Origin of the sequence: Streptomyces kanasensis (genome assembly GCF_043077165.1) — a bacterium.
In the GTDB taxonomy this organism is placed as follows: domain Bacteria; phylum Actinomycetota; class Actinomycetes; order Streptomycetales; family Streptomycetaceae; genus Streptomyces; species Streptomyces changanensis.
Window position 1 is genome coordinate 20,941 of sequence record NZ_JBIBSF010000004.1, and the last position, 19,017, is coordinate 39,957.

General features: G+C 75.1%; 14 protein-coding genes. 7 read left to right on the forward strand and 7 right to left on the reverse strand.

Translation table 11 applies throughout. The annotated features are described in order from the left end of the window. The first annotated feature begins 195 nt into the window (after positions 1-195). Positions 196-2,220, forward strand: a complete 2,025-nt coding sequence (locus ACF053_RS11810) for a thioredoxin domain-containing protein (protein ID WP_391953729.1) — start codon at positions 196-198, stop codon at positions 2,218-2,220. A gap of 139 nt (positions 2,221-2,359) precedes the next feature. Here ACF053_RS11810 and trhA read toward each other — a convergent pair whose 3' ends face one another. Beyond that, on the reverse strand, positions 2,360-3,052 hold the full coding sequence (gene trhA / locus ACF053_RS11815; protein ID WP_391953730.1) for a PAQR family membrane homeostasis protein TrhA: 693 nt from the start codon (positions 3,050-3,052) through the stop codon (positions 2,360-2,362). 221 nt (positions 3,053-3,273) lie between these two features. Here trhA and ACF053_RS11820 point away from each other — a divergent pair, with 221 nt between their 5' ends. Next, positions 3,274-5,100, forward strand: a complete 1,827-nt coding sequence (locus ACF053_RS11820; RefSeq protein WP_391953731.1) for a phosphoenolpyruvate carboxykinase (GTP) — start codon at positions 3,274-3,276, stop codon at positions 5,098-5,100. 314 nt (positions 5,101-5,414) lie between these two features. On the opposite strand, the gene ACF053_RS11825 is transcribed toward ACF053_RS11820, so the two are convergent. Together ACF053_RS11825 and ACF053_RS11830 are read right to left on the reverse strand one after the other, a co-directional pair. Beyond that, on the reverse strand, positions 5,415-5,804 hold the full coding sequence (locus tag ACF053_RS11825) for an SCO4983 family protein (protein ID WP_391953732.1): 390 nt from the start codon (positions 5,802-5,804) through the stop codon (positions 5,415-5,417). A 91-nt stretch (positions 5,805-5,895) separates the two neighbouring features. Continuing rightward, the gene (locus ACF053_RS11830; protein ID WP_058941505.1) at positions 5,896-7,107 is read right to left on the reverse strand and encodes a pyridoxal phosphate-dependent aminotransferase; all 1,212 of its coding nucleotides are present in this window, start codon (positions 7,105-7,107) and stop codon (positions 5,896-5,898) included. Positions 7,108-7,396: 289 nt separating this feature from the next. Between ACF053_RS11830 and ACF053_RS11835 the strand changes: the two genes are divergently transcribed. Both ACF053_RS11835 and mptB read left to right on the forward strand, forming a co-directional pair. Then, on the forward strand, positions 7,397-8,299 hold the full coding sequence (locus ACF053_RS11835) for a S1 family peptidase (RefSeq protein WP_391953733.1): 903 nt from the start codon (positions 7,397-7,399) through the stop codon (positions 8,297-8,299). Positions 8,300-8,369: 70 nt separating this feature from the next. Then, a complete protein-coding gene (mptB, locus tag ACF053_RS11840) occupies positions 8,370-9,842 on the forward strand; it encodes a polyprenol phosphomannose-dependent alpha 1,6 mannosyltransferase MptB (RefSeq protein WP_391953734.1) in 1,473 nt (490 codons plus the stop codon). Between the two features lie 53 nt (positions 9,843-9,895). Here mptB and ACF053_RS11845 read toward each other — a convergent pair whose 3' ends face one another. After that, complete coding sequence (locus tag ACF053_RS11845; protein WP_391953735.1) at positions 9,896-11,476, reverse strand: N-acyl-D-amino-acid deacylase family protein; 1,581 nt, start codon at positions 11,474-11,476, stop codon at positions 9,896-9,898. A 132-nt stretch (positions 11,477-11,608) separates the two neighbouring features. After that, positions 11,609-12,901, reverse strand: a complete 1,293-nt coding sequence (locus ACF053_RS11850; RefSeq protein ID WP_391953736.1) for an alanine racemase — start codon at positions 12,899-12,901, stop codon at positions 11,609-11,611. 112 nt (positions 12,902-13,013) lie between these two features. Between ACF053_RS11850 and ACF053_RS11855 the strand changes: the two genes are divergently transcribed. Genes ACF053_RS11855 through ACF053_RS11865 form a run of 3 tightly spaced genes read left to right on the forward strand, consistent with a single transcriptional unit; the run spans position 13,014 to position 15,408 of the window. Next, positions 13,014-14,252 (forward strand): sugar kinase, encoded by a 1,239-nt coding sequence (locus tag ACF053_RS11855; protein ID WP_391953737.1) that lies wholly within the window; start codon positions 13,014-13,016, stop codon positions 14,250-14,252. Next, complete coding sequence (locus ACF053_RS11860) at positions 14,249-15,010, forward strand: IclR family transcriptional regulator (protein ID WP_391953738.1); 762 nt, start codon at positions 14,249-14,251, stop codon at positions 15,008-15,010. Before ACF053_RS11855 ends, ACF053_RS11860 begins: the two co-directional genes overlap by 4 nt. Then, positions 15,007-15,408 (forward strand): RidA family protein, encoded by a 402-nt coding sequence (locus ACF053_RS11865; protein ID WP_391953739.1) that lies wholly within the window; start codon positions 15,007-15,009, stop codon positions 15,406-15,408. The genes ACF053_RS11860 and ACF053_RS11865 overlap by 4 nt, the downstream gene beginning before the upstream one ends. Before the next feature lie 10 nt (positions 15,409-15,418). Here the strand turns inward: ACF053_RS11865 and ACF053_RS11870 are convergent, their stop codons facing one another. Both ACF053_RS11870 and ACF053_RS11875 read right to left on the reverse strand, forming a co-directional pair. Next, positions 15,419-17,416: a serine/threonine-protein kinase gene (locus ACF053_RS11870; RefSeq protein ID WP_391953740.1), complete on the reverse strand. Its 1,998-nt coding sequence runs from the start codon at positions 17,414-17,416 to the stop codon at positions 15,419-15,421. Positions 17,417-17,580: 164 nt separating this feature from the next. Further along, the gene (locus ACF053_RS11875) at positions 17,581-18,930 is read right to left on the reverse strand and encodes a M14 family metallopeptidase (RefSeq protein WP_391953741.1); all 1,350 of its coding nucleotides are present in this window, start codon (positions 18,928-18,930) and stop codon (positions 17,581-17,583) included. Positions 18,931-19,017: the final 87 nt, after the last annotated feature.

Here is a 19,017-nt window from a genome sequence, read left to right on the forward strand (position 1 = left end):
CTCCTTCGAGGAGCCTCGACAGTTCCGCGCTGCCGGGCTTCAGCCTAACGGCCTGCGACGCCGAGCCGCGCGAGACCGCAGGAGAGCGCCCGTCTCCCCTCTGCGTGGCGTCCCCCGTCCCGGCGTACCGACGATCCGGTAAGGGCCCGTGCGGGTCCCACCGGCTCTGTAGGGCGTTGTGAGAGGCTGGATCACATGAACCGGTTGGCTGGTGTGACCTCGCCGTATCTGCTTCAGCATGCCGACAATCCCGTCGACTGGTGGCCCTGGACGCCGGAAGCGTTCGAGGAGGCGCGACGGCGGGACGTGCCCGTTCTGCTGTCGGTCGGGTACTCGGCGTGCCACTGGTGCCACGTCATGGCGCACGAGTCCTTCGAGGACGAGAAGACCGCGGCCTACCTCAACGAGCACTTCGTCCCCGTCAAGGTCGACCGCGAGGAGCGGCCCGACGTGGACGCCGTGTACATGGAGGCCGTGCAGGCCGCCACCGGGCACGGCGGCTGGCCGATGACGGTCTTCATGACCCCGGACGCCGAGCCCTTCTACTTCGGTACCTACTTCCCGCCCGAGCCCCGCCACGGCTCCCCGTCCTTCCCGCAGGTGCTGGAGGGCGTCGCGGTGGCCTGGCGGGACCGGCGCGACGAGGTGGGCGAGGTCGCGGGGAACATCGTGCGCGAGCTGTCCGGCCGGTCGCTCGCGGTCGCCGGAAAGGGCGTGCCCGGCGAGCAGGAGCTGGCGCAGGCGCTCCTCGGCCTCACCCGCGAGTACGACGAGCGGCACGGCGGCTTCGGCGGGGCGCCGAAGTTCCCGCCGTCGATGACCGTGGAGTTCCTGCTGCGCCACCACGCCCGCACGGGCGCCGAGGGCGCCCTGCAGATGGCCGCCGACACCTGCGAGGCGATGGCGCGCGGCGGCATCTACGACCAGCTGGGCGGGGGCTTCGCCCGGTACTCCGTGGACCGCGAGTGGGTGGTGCCGCACTTCGAGAAGATGCTCTACGACAACGCCCTGCTGTGCCGGGTCTACGCCCACCTGTGGCGGGCCACCGGGAGCGACCTCGCCCGGCGGGTCGCCCTGGAGACGGCCGACTTCATGGTGCGCGAGCTGCGCACCGCCGAGGGCGGCTTCGCGTCCGCGCTGGACGCCGACTCCGACGACGGCACGGGCCGGCACGTCGAGGGCGCCTTCTACGTGTGGACCCCCGACCGGTTGCGCGAGGTGCTGGGCGAGGACGACGCCGCGTACGCCGCGCACCACTACGGCGTCACCGAGGAGGGCACCTTCGAGGAGGGCGCCTCCGTGCTGCGGCTGCCGCAGGACGCCGGGGTGGCGGACGCCGAGCGGCTCGGCCGGATCCGGGAGCGGCTGCTCGCGGCGCGGGCGGAGCGGGCCCGGCCCGGGCGGGACGACAAGGTCGTCGCCGCGTGGAACGGCCTGGCCGTCGCCGCGCTCGCCGAGACCGGCGCGTACTTCGATCGGCCCGACCTCGTCGAGCGGGCCACCGAGGCCGCCGACCTGCTGGTACGGCTGCACCTCGACGAGGCGGGGCGGTTGGCGCGCACGTCGAAGGACGGGCGGCGGGGCGCGAACGCCGGGGTGCTGGAGGACTACGGGGACGTCGCCGAGGGCTTCCTCGCGCTGGCCGCCGTCACCGGGGAAGGCGTCTGGCTGGACTTCGCGGGCTTCCTCCTGGACCACGTGCTGGACCGCTTCACCGGTGAGGGCGGGCAGCTGTACGACACCGCCCACGACGCCGAGGCGCTGATCCGCCGCCCGCAGGACCCCACCGACAACGCCACGCCGTCCGGGTGGACCGCCGCGGCCGGGGCGCTGCTGTCGTACGCGGCGCAGACCGGGTCGGAGCCCCACCGCACCGCCGCGGAGCAGGCGCTCGGCGTGGTGCAGGCGCTGGGGCCGCGCGCGCCCCGGTTCGTCGGCTGGGGGCTGGCGGTGGCGGAGGCGCTGCTGGACGGCCCGCGCGAGGTCGCGGTCGCCGGTCCGCGCGGCGAGGACGCCACGCGCGCGCTGCACCGGGCCGCGCTGCTGGGCACGGCTCCGGGCGCGGTGGTCGCCGTGGGAGAGCCGGACGGTGAGGAGTTCCCGCTGCTGCGCGACCGGCCCCTGGTCGACGGCAGGCCCGCGGCGTACGTGTGCCGCCACTTCACCTGCGACGCCCCGACGACCGACCCGGCCCGGCTGGCGGAGCTGCTCTCCCGCTGACCGACGCGGCACCGCACGGCGACGGCCCCCGGGATGCCCCGGGGGCCGTCGCGTGTGCCCTGTCGTACGTGGCGTGTCGCCCGTGCCGTGCGCGGTGGCGGGCCGTGCGCTGGCGGGCCGTGGTCGCCGCCGCGCGGGGTCACGCGTGGCGGTAGGCCACGAGCGAGATGCCCACGTAGTGGACGACGAACGCGGCCAGCGTGAGCAGGTGGAACACCTCGTGGAAGCCGAACCAGCGGGGCGAGGGGTTCGGCCGCTTGATCCCGTACACCACGCCGCCGGCGCTGTAGAGGAGCCCGCCGACCACGACCAGGACGAGGACGGCGACGCCGCCCGTCCGCAGGAAGTCCGGCAGGAAGAAGACGGCCGCCCACCCCATCGCGATGTAGCACGGCGTGTACAGCCAGCGGGGCGCCCCGACCCAGAAGACGCGGAAGGCTATTCCCGCCACCGCCGCCGCCCAGACGGCCCACAGCAGCACCCGGCCGGTGGACCCGGGGAGCAGGAGCAGCGTCAGCGGGGTATACGTGCCCGCGATGATCAGGAAGATGTTGGCGTGGTCCAGCCGGCGCAGCACCGCCGTGGCGCGCGGCCCCCAGTCACCCCGGTGGTACAGCGCGCTGATACCGAAGAGGAGGCAGGCGGTGAGCGTGTAGACGGCACAGGCGAGCCGGCCCCGCGCGGAGTCGGCGAGCGCCGTGAGGGCGAGGCCGGCGACCAGCACGGCCGGGAACATCGCGGCGTGCAGCCAGCCGCGGAGCAGCGGTTTCAGCAGGGACGCGGTCGTCGCGCTGTCGGAGGCGGTCTCGTCGGTCACGGCGGCGGCGGTCATGCCGGAATGCTACCTACGGTCCCGTAGCCGCCCGCACGGGGCAGCGGACACAAGTGGCGATGCTCACGTGAGAGGCCCTCTGGACATATGCGCATTCACGTCGGATGATCAAATGAGTGCGGTCGGCACCGGATGAGCGCCAGGGGTAGCGAGAACAGCGCAGCGTCCGGGTCGCAGCCCCCACGGGGCAACAACCACAAACCCCTCAACAAGGAGCAACCGTGGCGCGCGACAACGCGGCTCCCAGCACCCCGGCCCCCACCCAGCACCAGGCGCTCGTCGCCTGGGTCGACGAGATCGCAGCGATCACCCAGCCCGACGCAGTCGTGTGGTGCGACGGGTCCGAGGCCGAGTACGAGCGCCTGTGCGAGGAGCTCGTCGCCAAGGGCACCTTCCGGAAGCTGGACCCCACGCTGCGCCCGAACTCGTACTACGCCGCGTCCGACCCGACCGACGTCGCGCGCGTCGAGGACCGCACCTTCATCTGCTCCGAGAAGGAGGAGGACGCCGGCCCGACCAACCACTGGAAGGCCCCGGCGGAGATGAAGGAGCTCTTCGCCGGCGAGAAGGGCATCTTCCGCGGCGCGATGCGCGGCCGCACGATGTACGTGGTGCCGTTCTGCATGGGCCCCGTCGGCTCGCCGCTCTCCGCGATCGGCGTCGAGATCACCGACTCCGCGTACGTCGCCGTCTCGATGCGCACCATGACCCGCATGGGCCGGGACGTCCTGGACGAGCTGGGCGACGACGGCTTCTTCGTCAAGGCCGTGCACACCCTCGGCGCCCCGCTGGAGCCCGGCCAGGCCGACGTGCCGTGGCCGTGCAACAGCACGAAGTACATCTCCCACTTCCCCGAGACCCGCGAGATCTGGTCCTACGGCTCCGGCTACGGCGGCAACGCCCTGCTCGGCAAGAAGTGCTACGCCCTGCGCATCGCGTCCGTCATGGCCCGCGACGAGGGCTGGCTCGCCGAGCACATGCTCATCCTGAAGCTGACCCCGCCGCAGGGCGAGTCGAAGTACGTCGCCGCCGCCTTCCCGTCCGCGTGCGGCAAGACGAACCTCGCGATGCTGGAGCCCACGATCTCCGGCTGGACCGTCGAGACGATCGGCGACGACATCGCCTGGATGCGCTTCGGTGAGGACGGCCGCCTCTACGCCATCAACCCCGAGGCCGGCTTCTTCGGCGTCGCGCCCGGCACCGGCGAGCACACCAACGCCAACGCCATGAAGACCCTGTGGGGCAACGCCGTCTTCACCAACGTCGCGCTCACCGACGACGGCGACGTGTGGTGGGAGGGCATGACCGAGGAGGCGCCGAAGCACCTCACGGACTGGAAGGGCAACGACTGGACGCCCGAGTCCGGGACGCCGGCCGCCCACCCCAACGCCCGCTTCACCGTGCCCGCCGCCCAGTGCCCGATCATCGCGCCGGAGTGGGAGGACCCCAAGGGCGTGCCGATCTCGGCGATCCTCTTCGGCGGCCGCCGCGCCTCCGCGGTCCCGCTGGTCACCGAGTCGTTCGACTGGCAGCACGGCGTCTTCCTCGGCGCGAACGTCGCCTCCGAGAAGACCGCCGCCGCCGAGGGCAAGGTCGGCGAGCTGCGCCGCGACCCCTTCGCGATGCTGCCGTTCTGCGGGTACAACATGGGCGACTACATGGCTCACTGGATCAAGGTCGGCAAGGGCGCGGACGCGTCGAAGCTGCCGAAGATCTACTACGTGAACTGGTTCCGCAAGGACGACGCGGGCCGGTTCGTCTGGCCCGGCTTCGGCGAGAACAGCCGCGTCCTGAAGTGGATCGTCGAGCGCCTCGACGGCCGCGCCGAGGGCGTCGAGACGCCGATCGGCGTCCTGCCGACCCGCGAGGCCCTGGACACCGCCGGTCTCGACCTGCCCGAGGAGGACCTCGACTTCCTGCTCACGGTCGACCCCGAGGTCTGGCGCGAGGAGGCCGCCCTGATCCCCGGGCACCTGGAGACCTTCGGCGACCACACCCCGAAGGAGCTGTGGGACGAGTACCGCGCGCTCGTCGCGCGCCTGGGCTGACGCGGCCCACCCCGGACCCGCGGCCGGGCCGTACGACAACGCCCTGACCTGTGGAGTCATCCCGGCCGGCCGCGGTTGACGACCCCCGGAACGACATCGGCGTCGTTCCGGGGGTCTTTTCGTCGCGCGGGGTGCCGGCGGTGACGGCGGTGCCGGCGGTGACGGGGTGCGGGGTCCGGGGTGACGGGGGGCGTGGGGCGCCGTCCGCGCCGGGCCGCGGGCGGGGCGGCGTGCGGGCCCGCCGGGTGTCCGGTGGGCGCGGCGGGGAGGGTGGCACCCGGTCCGCGTGCCTCGTCGGTCGCGGACCGGGGCCGTCAGGGGGCGCCGACGAAGCTGCCCTCGCCGGACGCGGCGGCGTGCGCGTCCATCCGTTCGGCGGCGAGGATCGCGGCGGCGGTGTCGGCACGGGAGGCCGCGACGACCAGCGCCCGTCCGGCCAGCGCGTGGGCGCGGCGGTGCAGCGAGGACGCGTCGGCGCCGGTCAGCCCGGCGTGCCGGGCCGGCGGGGCGCCGCGCAGCCGGGCCACCTGCCGGGCGATGCGCTCGGCGGCCGGGTCACCGAGCTCGTCGGTGACGGCCAGCAGCGCCGACAGGTGCCCGGCGAGCTGGATGTCCAGCTCCTCCTCGCGCGAGCGGTGCGGGAAGGTGTCGTGGTCGTCGTCGGCCATCCGGTGGACCGACTTGGTGCGGATCGGTTCGTACATGGGGACGGCCTCCTGCTGACTGACAGGAGACCATCCTACATTGGATCCAGTCTAAAGTTGAGTCGACCCCAAGGTGGGGCCCCGCTGTCGGTCAGTGCTGGCCGTAGCCGTCCAGGAAGGTGCCGATGCGGGTCACGGCGTCCGTGAGGTCCTTGGTGTTGGGGAGCGTCACGATGCGGAAGTGGTCCGGCTCGCGCCAGTTGAAGCCGGTGCCGTGGACCACCATGATCTTCTCGGCCCGCAGCAGGTCCAGGACCATCTGGCGATCGTCCTTGATCTTGTAGACGGCCGGGTCGAGGCGCGGGAAGAGGTACAGCGCGCCCTTGGGCTTCACACAGCTCACGCCCGGGATGTCGATCAGCCGCTCGTACGCCGCGTCGCGCTGCTCCAGGAGGCGGCCGCCCGGCGCCACCAGCGCCTCGATCGACTGGCGGCCCTGGAGGGCGGCGGCGATGGCGTGCTGCGCCGGCATGTTGGCGCACAGCCGCATGTTGGCGAGGATCGTCAGCCCCTCGATGTACGAGGAGGCGTGCCCCTTCGGGCCGCAGACCGCCAGCCAGCCGCTGCGGTACCCCGCCACCCGGTAGTTCTTCGACATGCCGTTGAAGGTCAGGCACAGCAGGTCGGGGGCGATGGCGGCGGTCGGCGTGTGGGTCGTGCCGTCGTAGAGGATCTTGTCGTAGATCTCGTCCGAGCAGACCACGAGGTTGTGGCGGCGGGCGATCTCCGTGAGGTCGCGCAGCATCTCGTCGTCGTAGACGGCGCCCGTCGGATTGTTCGGGTTGATGATGACGAGCGCCTTGGTGCGGTCGGTGATCTTGCGCTCGATGTCGGCGAGGTCCGGCATCCAGTCCGACTGCTCGTCGCACCGGTAGTGCACCGGAGTGCCGCCCGACAGGGCCACGGACGCCGTCCACAGCGGGTAGTCCGGCGCCGGGACGAGGACCTCGTCGCCGTCGTCGAGCAGCGCCTGCATCGCCATCTGGATGAGCTCGGAGACGCCGTTGCCGATGTAGACGTCCTCGACGGAGAGCGGGATGCCCCGCGTCTCGTAGTGGCTCATGACCGCGCGGCGCGCCGCGAGCAGGCCCTTCGCGTCCCCGTAGCCGTGCGCGTCGCCGAGGTTGCGGAGCATGTCCTCGAGGATGGCGGGCGGGCACTCGAAGCCGAAGGCGGCGGGGTTGCCGGTGTTCAGCTTCAGGACGCGGTGGCCCGCCGCCTCCAGCCGCATCGCCTCGTCCAGCACGGGGCCGCGGATTTCGTAACAGACGTTGGCGAGCTTCGTGGACTGGATGACCTGCATGCTCGCGAGCTTACGGTCGCGGCGGTGGGCGCGCCTCGTGTTTTGTGCCACGTCCCTCCCCGGCGGACGTGGTCGGCGGGCGTCCGGCCGTGCCCCGGCGGGCGTCCGGCCCGGGCCCCGGGCGGGTGTCCGGTGGGTGTCCGGCTCGGGCGGGGGCGTCGGGGCGCGGGCCCCTCCGCTCGCCCGAACGGACGGCGGGCCGGGGGTGCGGCCGAAAACCCCCTCTTGTCGCGGACATGACCATTCCTCAGAATGCGCGTGACCATCCGTCGCAGGAGGGACCCCCCACATGAAGAAGCCCCTCGCCGGTGCGCTGCTCGCCCTGGCACTGCTCGGCCTCGGCTCCGCACCGGCGGAGGCGGCGGGCCCGCGGCCCCCCGCACCGCCCGCGGCCCCCACCGCGTCCACCACCCCCGCCGCCCCGGCGGCGTCCACCGCCCCGGCCCCGGCCCCGGCCGCCGCCGTCGACTTCGCCGGCACCGTGGCGCTCAGCAACTGCTCCGGCTCCGTCGTGCGGCTGCCCCAGTCGCGCCCCGACGACCGCGCGCTGGTGCTCTCCAACGGCCACTGCCTGGAGTCCGGCATGCCCGGCCCCGGCGTCGTCGTCGTCAACCGGCCCTCGACCCGCAGCTTCAGCCTCCTGAACGCCGCCGGCACCCGCGTCGCCACCCTCCGGGCCGGCAAGATCGCGTACGCCACGATGACCGACACCGACCTCGCCCTGTACGAGCTGACCAGCACCTACCGGCAGATAGAGGACCGCCACCGCGTCCGCGCCCTCGAACTCGACACCGTCCGGCCCGCCCAGGGCGCCGGCATCGCGGTCGTCTCGGGCTACTGGAAGCGCGTCTACACCTGTGCCGTCGACGGCTTCGCCCACCGCCTCCAGGAGGGCGACTGGACCTGGAAGGACTCCGTCCGGTACACCGCCGCGTGCGACACCGTCGGCGGCACCTCCGGCTCCCCGGTGATCGACACCGCGACGGGCAAGGTCGTCGCCGTCAACAACACCGGAAACGAGTCCGGCGGCCGCTGCACCGTCAACAACCCCTGCGAGGTCGACGCGAACGGCACGGTGACCGTGCGCCGCGGCATCAACTACGCGCAGCAGACGTACACCGTCGCCGCCTGCGTCGGCACCGGCAACGCCGTCGACCTCGGCCGCCCCGGTTGCGCCCTGCCCAAGCCGTAAGCGGCGTCACGCCGGCCGGATCCGGACACGGCAGGAGGGGACCGGCGGCGCCCGGGTAGGTTGACACGTCATGTGGTCCTTGAGGAGCGTCGCCGGTTGCAGGCACCTGGGCGCGGTCGGCTCGCTGGCCGTCGCCCTCGGCGGGTGGGCGGCCGGCACCATGCCGGCCCGCGACCCCTTCGGCCTGTGGTTCCCGCGCGCCGCCGACACGGCCCGCCCCGGCGTCCTGCTGGCCCTGGCCGGGCTGACGCTCCTCGTCGTGGCCTGGTGGCGGTACGGCCGGCTGGTCGCCGACGGCGCCGACGTCCGGGTCCGGTCCACCGCCGTCACGCTCGTGTGGTGGACCGCCCCGCTCCTCCTCGCCCCGCCGCTCTACAGCGCCGACGTGTACAGCTACGTCGCCCAGGGCGCCATGGTCCTGGAGGGGCACGACGTGTACCGCCACGGCCCGTCCGTCCTCGCCCCCGACGGCATCGGCGGGGCCGCGGCCGCGAGCGTCGGCGGTCACTGGACCGACACCCCCGCGCCGTACGGGCCGGTCTTCCTCCTCCTCGCCAAGGCCGTCACCGCGGCGACCGCCGGGCACGTCCTGCCCGCCGTGCTCGCCCTGCGGCTGCTGTCCGTCGCCGCGCTCGCCCTGCTCTTCTGGGCCGTGCTGCGGCTCGCGCCGCGCGCCTCCACCGCGGGGGCCCTCTGGCTCGGCGTCCTCAACCCGCTGCTCCTCCTCCACGTCGTCGGCGGACTGCACAACGACGGCCTGATGGTGGGCCTGCTCCTCGCCGGCACCGCCCTCGCCGTGCGCCGCGGCCGCTGGGTCGCGGGAAGCGCCCTGGTCGCCCTCGCCGTGATGATCAAGTCGCCGGCGGCGCTGGCGCTGCTCTTCATCGGCGTCGTCGTCGGCCGGGAGACGACCGGCCCCCTCATACGGAGGGCCGCCAAGGGCGTCCTCGGGCCGGGCGCCGTGGCCGCGGCCGTCGCCGTCGGCGCCACCCTGTGCGCCGGCACCGGCTTCGGCTGGCTGCGCACCCAGAGCGTCGCCGGGAGCATCCACACCGCGCTCTCCCTCACCAGCGACCTCGGCGTCGCCCTCGGCGAGACGATGTACTTCCTGTCCGGCGCCGAGGTGGACCCCGTCAAGCGCGCCGTCCAGGCCATGGGCCTCACGCTCGCCCTCGCCCTGATCGCCTACCTCGCCTCGTGCACGGCCCGCCGCATGCTCGACCCGCTGCACGCGCTCGGCCTCGCCCTCCTCGCCCTGGTCGCGCTCTCCCCGATGGTGCAGCCCTGGTACGTCCTGTGGGCCGTGCCGCTGCTCGCCGCGACCGCCTGGAACGGCCGCGCGGGCCGCGCGCTCGCCATCCTGTCGGCGGGCCTCGTGTACGTGACGGCGCCCGACGGCCGCACCCCCGCCTACGGGTTCGCCCTGGCCGTCGTGGCGTGCGTGATCGGCGGGCAGCTGTTGCTGCGCCGCTCCGACTTCGCCGCCGGCGTGTGGCTGCCGTCCCCGCGCCGCCCGGAGGACCGCGAGCCCTCCCGCGCCTGACCCCGGCCCGTAACCGTCCCGTCCCCCCCCCGCCCGGGTCGCCGGCGGCCCGGTCACGGCGTGCGGCGGACCGAGCGTCCCGCCAGCACGTCGGTGCGCCGCCCGTCGCGCACCGCGAACCGCCCGTCGACCAGGACGTGCGGGATTCCCACCGGCAGGGTGCGCGGCGCGGCGAACGTGGCGCCCGCCGCCACCGTGTCCGGGTCGAACAGCACCAGGTCCGCGCGGTACCCGACCCGTACGAGCCCCCGGTCCGGCAACCGCAGCCGCGCCGCCGGGCGGGACGTCAGGTGGGCGACGGCCTCCTCCAGCGACAGCACGCCCAGCTCCCGCACGTACCGCCCCAGGTAGTGCGGGAACGTGCCGTAGGCGCGCGGGTGGGGCTTCGCGCCGTGCAGGATGCCGTCCGAGCCGCCGGTGTGCACCCGGTGGCGCATGATCGCCCGTACGTTCCCCTCGTGGCCGACGTGCTGGAGGACCGCCGTGCCGAGCCGGTCGGCGACCAGCAGCCGCCGGGCCGCCGCCCAGCCGGGCAGCCGCGTGCCGACGTACGCCGCCAGCGCCGGATCGGACACGCCCGACACCTCGACGGACGCCCAGTCGACCGGCACGCCGTGGCAGCCGTCCGAGCCGGTCACCTCCAGTGCGTACCGGATCCGCTCGGCCGTCGCGTCGTCCCGCAGCCGGGCCAGCAGCGCCCGCGGGCCGCCCTCGTGGGCCCAGCCGGGCAGGAGCGCGGCGAGCGTCGTGCAGCCCGGCGTGTACGGGTAGGTGTCGAGCGAGACGTCGACGCCGTCCGCGAGCGCCGCGTCCAGCAGCGCCAGCAGCTCGGGCGCCCGACCCTCGTTGACGCCGAAGTTCAGCGTCGCGTGCGCCAGGTGCAGCGGGCAGCCCGTCGCCCGCGCCAGGTCCAGCATCTCGGCGTACGCCGCCAGGGCGCCCGCCCCGTACGAGCGGTGGTGCGGGCAGTGGTAGCCGCCGTGCCGGGCCACGACCCGGCACAGCGCGGCCAGTTCGGCGCCGTCCGCGTACATGCCGGGCGGGTACGTCAGCCCCGACGACATGCCGACCGCGCCCTGTGCCAGCCCCTCGGCGACCAGCCGCCGCATCCGGTCCAGCTCGGCGCCGGTCGCCGGGCGGTCCGTCCAGCCGACGGCGTACGCGCGGACCGTGCCCTGCGGCACCAGGTAGGCGGCGTTCACGGCGACGCCCTCGCCGCCGAAGCCCCGGTCCAGCCGGTCCAGGTACCCGCCGACGGTCCGCCAGTCCACGTCGACGTCGGCGCCGTCGCCGTTCCAGCCGCCGATCGCCGCGCGGACCTCGTCGAGCGTGCGGTCGTCCACCGGCGCGTACGACAGGCCGTCCTGGCCCAGGACCTCCAGCGTCACGCCCTGCGCGACCTTCGCCTCGTGCGCCGGGTCGCGCAGCAGGGCCAGGTCGCTGTGGGCGTGCATGTCGACGAAGCCGGGGGAGAGGACGAGCCCCGCCGCGTCCAGGACGCGCGCGCCGGGCAGCGCCGGCTCGCCCTCGCGGCGCACCGCGGCGATCCGGCCCCGGTCGACGCCGACGTCCGCGCGGTACGCCGGGCCGCCGGTGCCGTCGACCACCCGTGCGTCCCTGATGACCAGCTCCACCGCCGCCGCCCCTCCCGCCGCCCCGCGCGCCTCCGCCGTGCGTCGTGCCCCGGCCGTGCGTCCCGCCTGCGTCGTGCCCCCGCGCCGTGCGTCCCGCCTCCGCCGTGCGTCCCGCGTCGCCCGCCGTGGGGGTCAGAAGAAGGTGCGGACGTAGTCGACGACCGTGCCGTCGCCCTCCACCAGGGGGATGAGCGGCCACTTCTCGAACACCGTGCACGGGTGGGCCAGCCCGAGGGCCACCCAGTCGCCGACCTCCGGCAGCGTGCCCCCCGGCTCGGCGCGCACCCACGCGTGCTGGTCCGACAGCGCGGTCACCGTCAGCCCGTCCGCCGCGCGCTCGGTGCCGTCCCGGCCGGAGCGCACCCGGCGCGGCACGGGCAGCGCCAGGTCGTACGACACGTCCCGCTTGCCGGCGTTGAGGAACGCCTCGTGGGGCGTCGGCCGGGACACCACCTGCGCCCACAGCAGGAACGCCGGTTCCAGCGCCCCCTCCTCCGGGACCCGGTTGAACGGCGTCAGCCGCTCGTAGTGCCCGTGGTCGTGCGAGACGTACGCGCCCGAGCGCAGCAGCTTCAGCACGGGCGCCGACAGCGGCGGCAGCTCGGCGAGGACGTCGGCGACGGCGTCGAACCACTCGCTGCCGCCCGCGCTCACCACGATCTCGCCCGCGTCCGCGAACAGCCCCGCGCCGTCCAGCCGGACCGCGAGCCCGGTCAGCCGCCGCAACCACACCCGCACCGTCTCCGGGGACGCCCCCGGCACCTGCGCCTCGTACCCGGCGACGCCGACCAGCCGCAGCGCCGCCGCGCCCGCCACCGCCCCGGCGACCTCGACGGCCTCCGCCTCCGTGCGCACCCCGGTCCGCGCGCCCTCGCCCGCCGCCAGCTCCACCACGACGTCCACCGGCCGCGGCGACCCGGCCAGCGCGCGGTCCATCAGCTCGACGCCGCGCACCGAGTCGACGTAACAGACGAACCGGAACTCCGGGTCGGCCGCCAGCTGCCCGGCGACCCAGCGCAGGGCGGCCGCGTCGACCAGCTCGTTGGCGAGGAACACCCGCCGCACCCCGAACGCCCGGCACACCCGCACCTGGTGCGGGACGGCCACCGTGATGCCCCAGGCCCCGTGGGCCAGCTGACGGGCGAACAGCCCAGGCGCCATCGTCGTCTTGCCGTGCGGCGCGAAGGCCAGGCCGTGACGGGCGGAGTACGCCCCGAGCAGGGCCAGGTTGTGCTCCAGCGCCCCGGCGGAGAGGGTCAGGACCGGCGTGGTGAAGCCGCCGGTGAAGACGTCGCGCCGCTGGGCGGCCAGTTCGCCGACCGTGAGGCCGTCGGCGTCCGGCGGGAGCCCCTTGAAGCGGTGGTCCACCCGCTCGTCCGCCAAGCGTGCGGCGAGCACGTCCGGGCCCGGCTGTCCGGCGGCCATCCGGCCTCCCTCCCCGTTGCGTGGTGCGCAACGGTCATTGCGTCGGTCGCTGACCGGTGTCTAACATCCCGGCCAGCGCGGGGTCAACGGCCCCGGCCCCGAGGAGGCGACCGTGACGGCAGCACCCGAGGTCGACGTGGTGTGCCTGGGCGAGTCCATGGTGGTCCTCCGGCCCTCCCGCCCCGGCCGCCTCGCCGACGCCCCCTCCTTCACCCGGTCCGCCGGCGGCGCCGAGTCCAACGTCGCCTGCGCCCTGGCCGCCGCCGGGCACCGGGTCCGCTGGATCAGCCGCGTGGGCGCCGACGGCTTCGGTGACCACCTGCTCGCCGCGGTCGCCGCGCACGGCGTGGACGTCTCGGCCGTCCGCCGGGACCCCCACCGCCCGACCGGCGTCTACTTCCGCACCGCCGCGGACCGGGCCGACCCCGCGTACGAGGTCGTCTACCACCGGGCCGGCTCGGCCGCGTCGGCGATGTCCCCGCACACGGTCCCGTACGAGGAGGCCGCCGCGGGTCGCGTCCTGCACCTGTCCGGCGTCACCGCGGCGCTCTCTCCGGGCTGCCGCGCCCTGGTGGCCGCCCTCACCGCGCGCCGCCCCGGCCGGTCCCGTCCCCTGGTCTCCTTCGACCTCAACCACCGCCCGGCCCTGTGGCCGGACCCGGCGACCGCCCGCCGCGCACTGGGCGGGGCGGCCCGCGGCGCCGACCTGGTCTTCGCCGGGGCGGACGAGGCCGCCGAAGCCCTCGGACCGCGCGGCGCGGACGCGTTGCGCGCGGCGCTCCCCGAACCGGACGTGCTGGTCGTCAAGGAGGGCGCCCGCGGCGCGACCCTCTTCGCCCGCACCCCGCCCACCGGCCCCCCACCCACCCGGGCGGTGACGGCCGCCCCGCCCGGCGCCCCCGCGCCCGGCGCCCCCGCGCCCGGGGCCGCCCCGTCCGGGGCCGCCCCGTCCGGCGCCGCCCCGTCCGGGACCGCCGCGTCCGGAGCCGCTGCGGGTGAGGCGGCCACGCGCCGGGCCACCCCGGCGGCCGCCCTCCTCCGCACCCCCGACGTGCGGATCTCCGTCCCCGCGCCCCGTGTCGACGTCGTCTCGTACGCCGGCGCCGGCGACGCGTTCGCCGCCGGGTTCCTGGCGGCGACGCTGCGGGGGCTGCCGCTCGCCGCCCGGCTGCGCCACGGCCACCTGGCCGCCGCCGCCGCGCTCACCGCCCCCGGCGACCTCGCCCCCGTCCCGGACGGCGCCCTCGTCGACCGGTTGGCCGGGCTGGACGGGGCCGCGTGGGGGAGACTGCGTCTCGGTCCCGGCTGGACGGAGGCGGGACCGGACGACGAGGAGGTACGCACGCGATGAGCCAGAGCGTCGACCGGGCGTTGAGCATCCTGCCGCTGCTCGCCCGGGGCCCCGCCGACCTCGGGCAGGTCGCCGACCGGCTCGGCGTCCACAAGTCGACCGCCCTGCGGCTGCTGCGCACGCTCCACGAGCACGGGCTCGTCCACCGCCGGCAGGACCAGCGGTACCGGCTCGGCGCCCGCCTCTTCGCGCTCGCCCAGGAGGCCGCGGAGAGCCTGGACGTCCGGGAGAGCGCCCGCCCGCACCTCGTACGCCTCAACGAGGAGACCGGCCACACCGTGCACCTCGCGGTGCGCGAGGGCGACGAGGTCGTCTACGTCGACAAGATCGACAGCCGGTACCCCGTGCGCATGTACTCGCGGATCGGCCGCCCCGTCGCGATCACCGTCGCCGCCGTCGCGAAGGTCCTCCTCGCCGACCTGCCCGAGCCGGAGCGCCACGCGCTCGCCGACCGGCTCGACTACCCGCCGTACACGCCGCGTTCCACGCCGAACGCCGCCGCCCTCCGGACCGAGCTGGCCACCGTCCGCGAGCAGGGCTGGGCGGCGGACCTCGGCGGCCACGAGGAGTCCGTCAACTGCGTCGCCGCCCCGGTCCGGGGACCCGACGGGCGTGTCGCCGCCGCCCTGTCGATCTCCGCGCCCAACGTGGTCGTCACGGCCGACGGACTCCTCGCGCTCCTGCCCCTGGTGCGCCGCACCGCCGAGGCCGCCGGCCACGACCACTCCGGCACCACCCCACCGAAGGACACCGCATGAGCGAGAAGACCGCCGTGACCCCGCCCACCCACACCACCCCTCCGGCCCGCTTCTCCCACGGCGTGCGCAAGGGGGGCCTGCTCCAGGTCGCCGGCCAGGTCGGCTTCCTCCCGGCCGCCCCCGGCGAGCCGCCCGCCGTCGCCGGGCCGACCCTGCGCGAACAGACCCTCCAGACCCTGGCCAACGTCGAGGCCGTCCTCCGGGAGGGCGGCGCCACCTGGGACGACGTGGTGATGACGCGCGTCCACCTCACGCACACCGACCACTTCGCCGAGCTGAACGCCCTCTACGACGAGTACCTCGCGGGCGTCGCCGTCCCGCCCGCCCGCACCACCGTCTACGTCGGCCTGCCCGCCGGGCTCCTCGTGGAGATCGACGCGCTCGCGGTCCTCGGCTGACGCCGGGGCCTCACCGGGCCCGCGCGCAGACCACGGCGCGGCCGTCGTCCACCGCCCAGTACCAGTACCGGGCGCCGTCGTTCCCGCAGTTCACGCGGCCGTCCGGCGGCATGCGGTAGTAGCCGGTGATCCGCAGGATGTGCGTCTGCCCGCGGGGCACCTTGTCGGAGGCGCAGTCCCACACCTCCATCAGGTCGGCCGACGCCCTCGACCCGGCGTCCACCTCGGCGGTGAAGCACTGGCCGGCGCGGAAGCGGCGGGACAGGCACAGCACGGTGGTCACTCCGTCGTCGGCGTGGTGCGTCCACCGGCCGCGGCCCCTTCCCGTGGCGCACCTCGCGGCGGGGCCGGTGGCGGTGACCCGGACGTACGCGCCGGCCGTGTCGCACCGCACCCGCAGCGGGACGGTCCGGTTCCACGAGCCGTGGCCGTCGTCGTGGACGTCGAGGCAGTCCCCGGCCCGGACGGCACGGAAGGCCAAATCCGTCGCGTCGGGCGTCGGCCGGCGCGGGGCGTCCGTCTCCGGGTCGGCGTCCGTCTCCGGCTCCGGCGCCGCAGCCGACTCCGGACCGGTGTCCGTGGGGGCGGTCTCGGTGCCGGGGCCGGTGGTGTCGGTGTACGCGGTCGGCGGGCGGGTGGCGAAGCCGCCGGTCCCGCCCGTGGTGGCCGAGGTGCTCCCCGACGGGTCGATCCCGTCGCGGAAGAGGAAGAGGAGGAAGGCGGTCAGGGCGAGGAGGGCGAGGAACCAGCCACCGGCCGATCTGCGCGCGGGAGACGGTTGAGGGGTCGTCGTCGGCACCGGCCCGCCCCCTGCCCGGCCACCCGCCGTACCGGCGGAGCCCCGCTCGCGCTGCGCCTCCCGCTGCCGGGCCCGCTCCTGCTCCGCCTCCCGCTGCCGGGCCTCCGCGCGTTGCCGCTCCCGTTCGCGCTCCCGCTCCCGCTCCCGCTGCCGCGCCTCGGCCCGCTGCCGCTGTCGTTCGCGCTCGCGTTCCCGTTCCCGTTGCCCGGTGTCCGCGCGCGTCGGGCCGGGTGGCGGGACGGGGGCCGTGCGGTCGTCCGCCGCCGGCGTCCCGGGACCGGCGGGCAGGGCGCGCCGCCACTCCTCGCCGCGCCGCTCGTACGTGACGATCAGCTCCGTCCAGCGCGGCGGCAGCCAGCGGCTCCCGCTGTGCGAGGTCGGCAGGCGGCGCAGCTCCGCCAGGAACCGGTCCAGCACGTCCGCCGGGCGCGGCCGGTCGGAGGGCTCCACGGCGAGGCAGGGGCGCACCAGCGGCACGAGCTCCTTCGGCAGCCCCGTCAGGTCCAGGTCGCCGCGCGAGACGCGGGCGAGCAGCCGCAGGGTGTCCTCGCCCCGCGGGTACGGCGGCCGGCCCACCGCGAGGTGGAAGAGGGTCGCACCCAGCGAGTACACGTCGGACCGGGCCGTGGACGGCTCGCCCCGCGCCTGCTCGGGGGAGGTGAAGGCGATGGTGCCGAGGGTGAGGGTGGTGCGGGTGATGTCCTGGGCGTGCGAGATGCCGAAGTCGATCAGCCGGGGCCCGTCCAGCGGCAGCAGGACGTTCTGCGGTTTGACGTCCCGGTGGACGATGCCCTGCCCGTGCAGGGCGACCAGGGCCTGCGCGGTGCCGGCCGCGATCCAGCGGATGGCGGACGCGGGGAGGCGCCCCGCGGTGCCGACCAGCTCGGCCAGGGACGGGGCGGCGATGTACTCGATGGCCATCCAGGGCGTCGGCGCCTCGGGGTCGGCGTCCACGACGCGGGCCGTGTAGCGGTCGTCGACGCGCTGGGCGAGCGTCACCTCGCGGGCGAACCTGCGCCGGTCGTCGCCGCTGACCGGGCCGTCGGCGAGGAGCGTCTTGACCGCGACGAGCGGCCCGCCCGGCCGGGCCCGCGCCAGGTAGATGCGGCCCATCCCGCCCGAACCGAGCCGTCCCAGCAGCCGGTACGGGCCGAGCGCGCCCGGGTCGTCGCCGCCGAGCGGCGACAGTCGTGCCCCTGCCCCCGTCATACCGCCGTCCCCTCCCGCGGTCCCCCCGGCAGCAGGGTAGCCCGCAACTCGGGTCCGCACACCGGTCCATGACCGCCCCTGCGGTGACACGGTTCCCCATGTCACCGCAGGAACGATTCAGCATGAAACGGCCGGTGCGGGAGGCGCGAGAGGTGCGCCGGTGCTCAGGAGGCGGCAGCGCAGTACTGCTGCTCCTTGCCGATCGACCGGTACATGCAGTCGGCGTTCTCCACGAGCTGGAGGACCGCGTCGCGGTTGCGGCTGGTCTCACGCTCGATGACCTCGTCGGGCGGGTAGAAGCCGCCGCCGGAGGCGGAACGCGGGTACATCTCGAAGGTGTAGCCGAAGATCTTGTGCGCGCCCCACAGGTAGTCGTCGATGGACCCGTCCGTCACGTACAGGTCGCTCGACTGCTGGGGGGTGTAGCCGTTGCTCGCGGCCATCTTGCGGCCCACGGTGGCGAAGGCGTCGCGGTCGTCCTGGGTGAGGCCGGGGGCGGTGTCGTCGTAGGTGTAGCCGAACGGCCACAGGACCAGCTCGCTGTACGTGTGGAAGTCGATGGCGGCCCGGATCTGCTGCTTCCCGCCGACGGTCCGCGAGCGGACGAAGTCGGCGACGACCTTCACCTCGGGCGCGGACTCGGGGGCGCGGCCCCGGTAGGTGTCCGAGCTCGGCGAGCCGGAGGAGCCGCCGCAGCAGCCCCACTTGAAGTCCCAGTTGCGGTTCATGTCGGTGCCGACGTACGACGAGCCCGTGTTGGGCTGCCGGTTCTTGCGCCAGCTGCGGTAGGAGCCGGTGGCGATGTCGTACTCGCCGCCGTCCGGGTTGAGGTCGGGGATGATCCAGAGCTCACGGCTGTTGACGGCGTTGGTGACGCGGGCGTCGGAGCCGTAGCCGGCCCCGAGTTCGCGCAGCAGGTACAGCGCCATCTCGACGGTCAGGTGCTCGCGGGCGTGCTGGTGGTGCGTGAAGAGGACCTCCGGCTCGTTCTCGTCCGTCGCCACGTTGTCGCTGATCTTGATCGCGACGATGTCGCGGCCCTGGTACGACTTGCCGATGACGCGGCGGCTCATGATGTTCGGGTACTGCTGGAGCCGCTGGGCGATCTCCGCGTTCATCTCGGCGTAGGTGTGGTAGCGGGAGTCCGCCGAGGGGAAGTCCATGGGGGAGACGGGGGCGCCGCCGGTGCGGTTCGGGGGTCCGGGCAGCGGCTCCAGGGTGTGGCCGAGCGCGCGGAGGCGCTTGGCCTGGGCGGCGTTGGCGCTCACCACGACCGCGTGGTCGTCGACCTCGTCGACGGAGACGCCGGTGGCGGCGACGGCGGACCGCTCGGCGGGGGTGGAGGGGCCGTGGATCTCGTACTGGCGGACGACCTCCTCCGCCGCGGCGGCCGGGGCGGCGGGCGGGGTGGGGGCCGCGCCGGAGGTCGTGGCGGCGGTGAGCGGTGCCACGACGGCGAGGGCGAGGGCGGCCGCGAGGGTGACGGACCGTCCGCCTCTGATGCGTAGTCGCATGCTGTCTCCTGGGTGGGGGTCGGGGTGGGGTCCCCGTGGGACGCAGGATGCGCGTATGGCATGAGCGCGTCAAGACGGCCCTTCGGT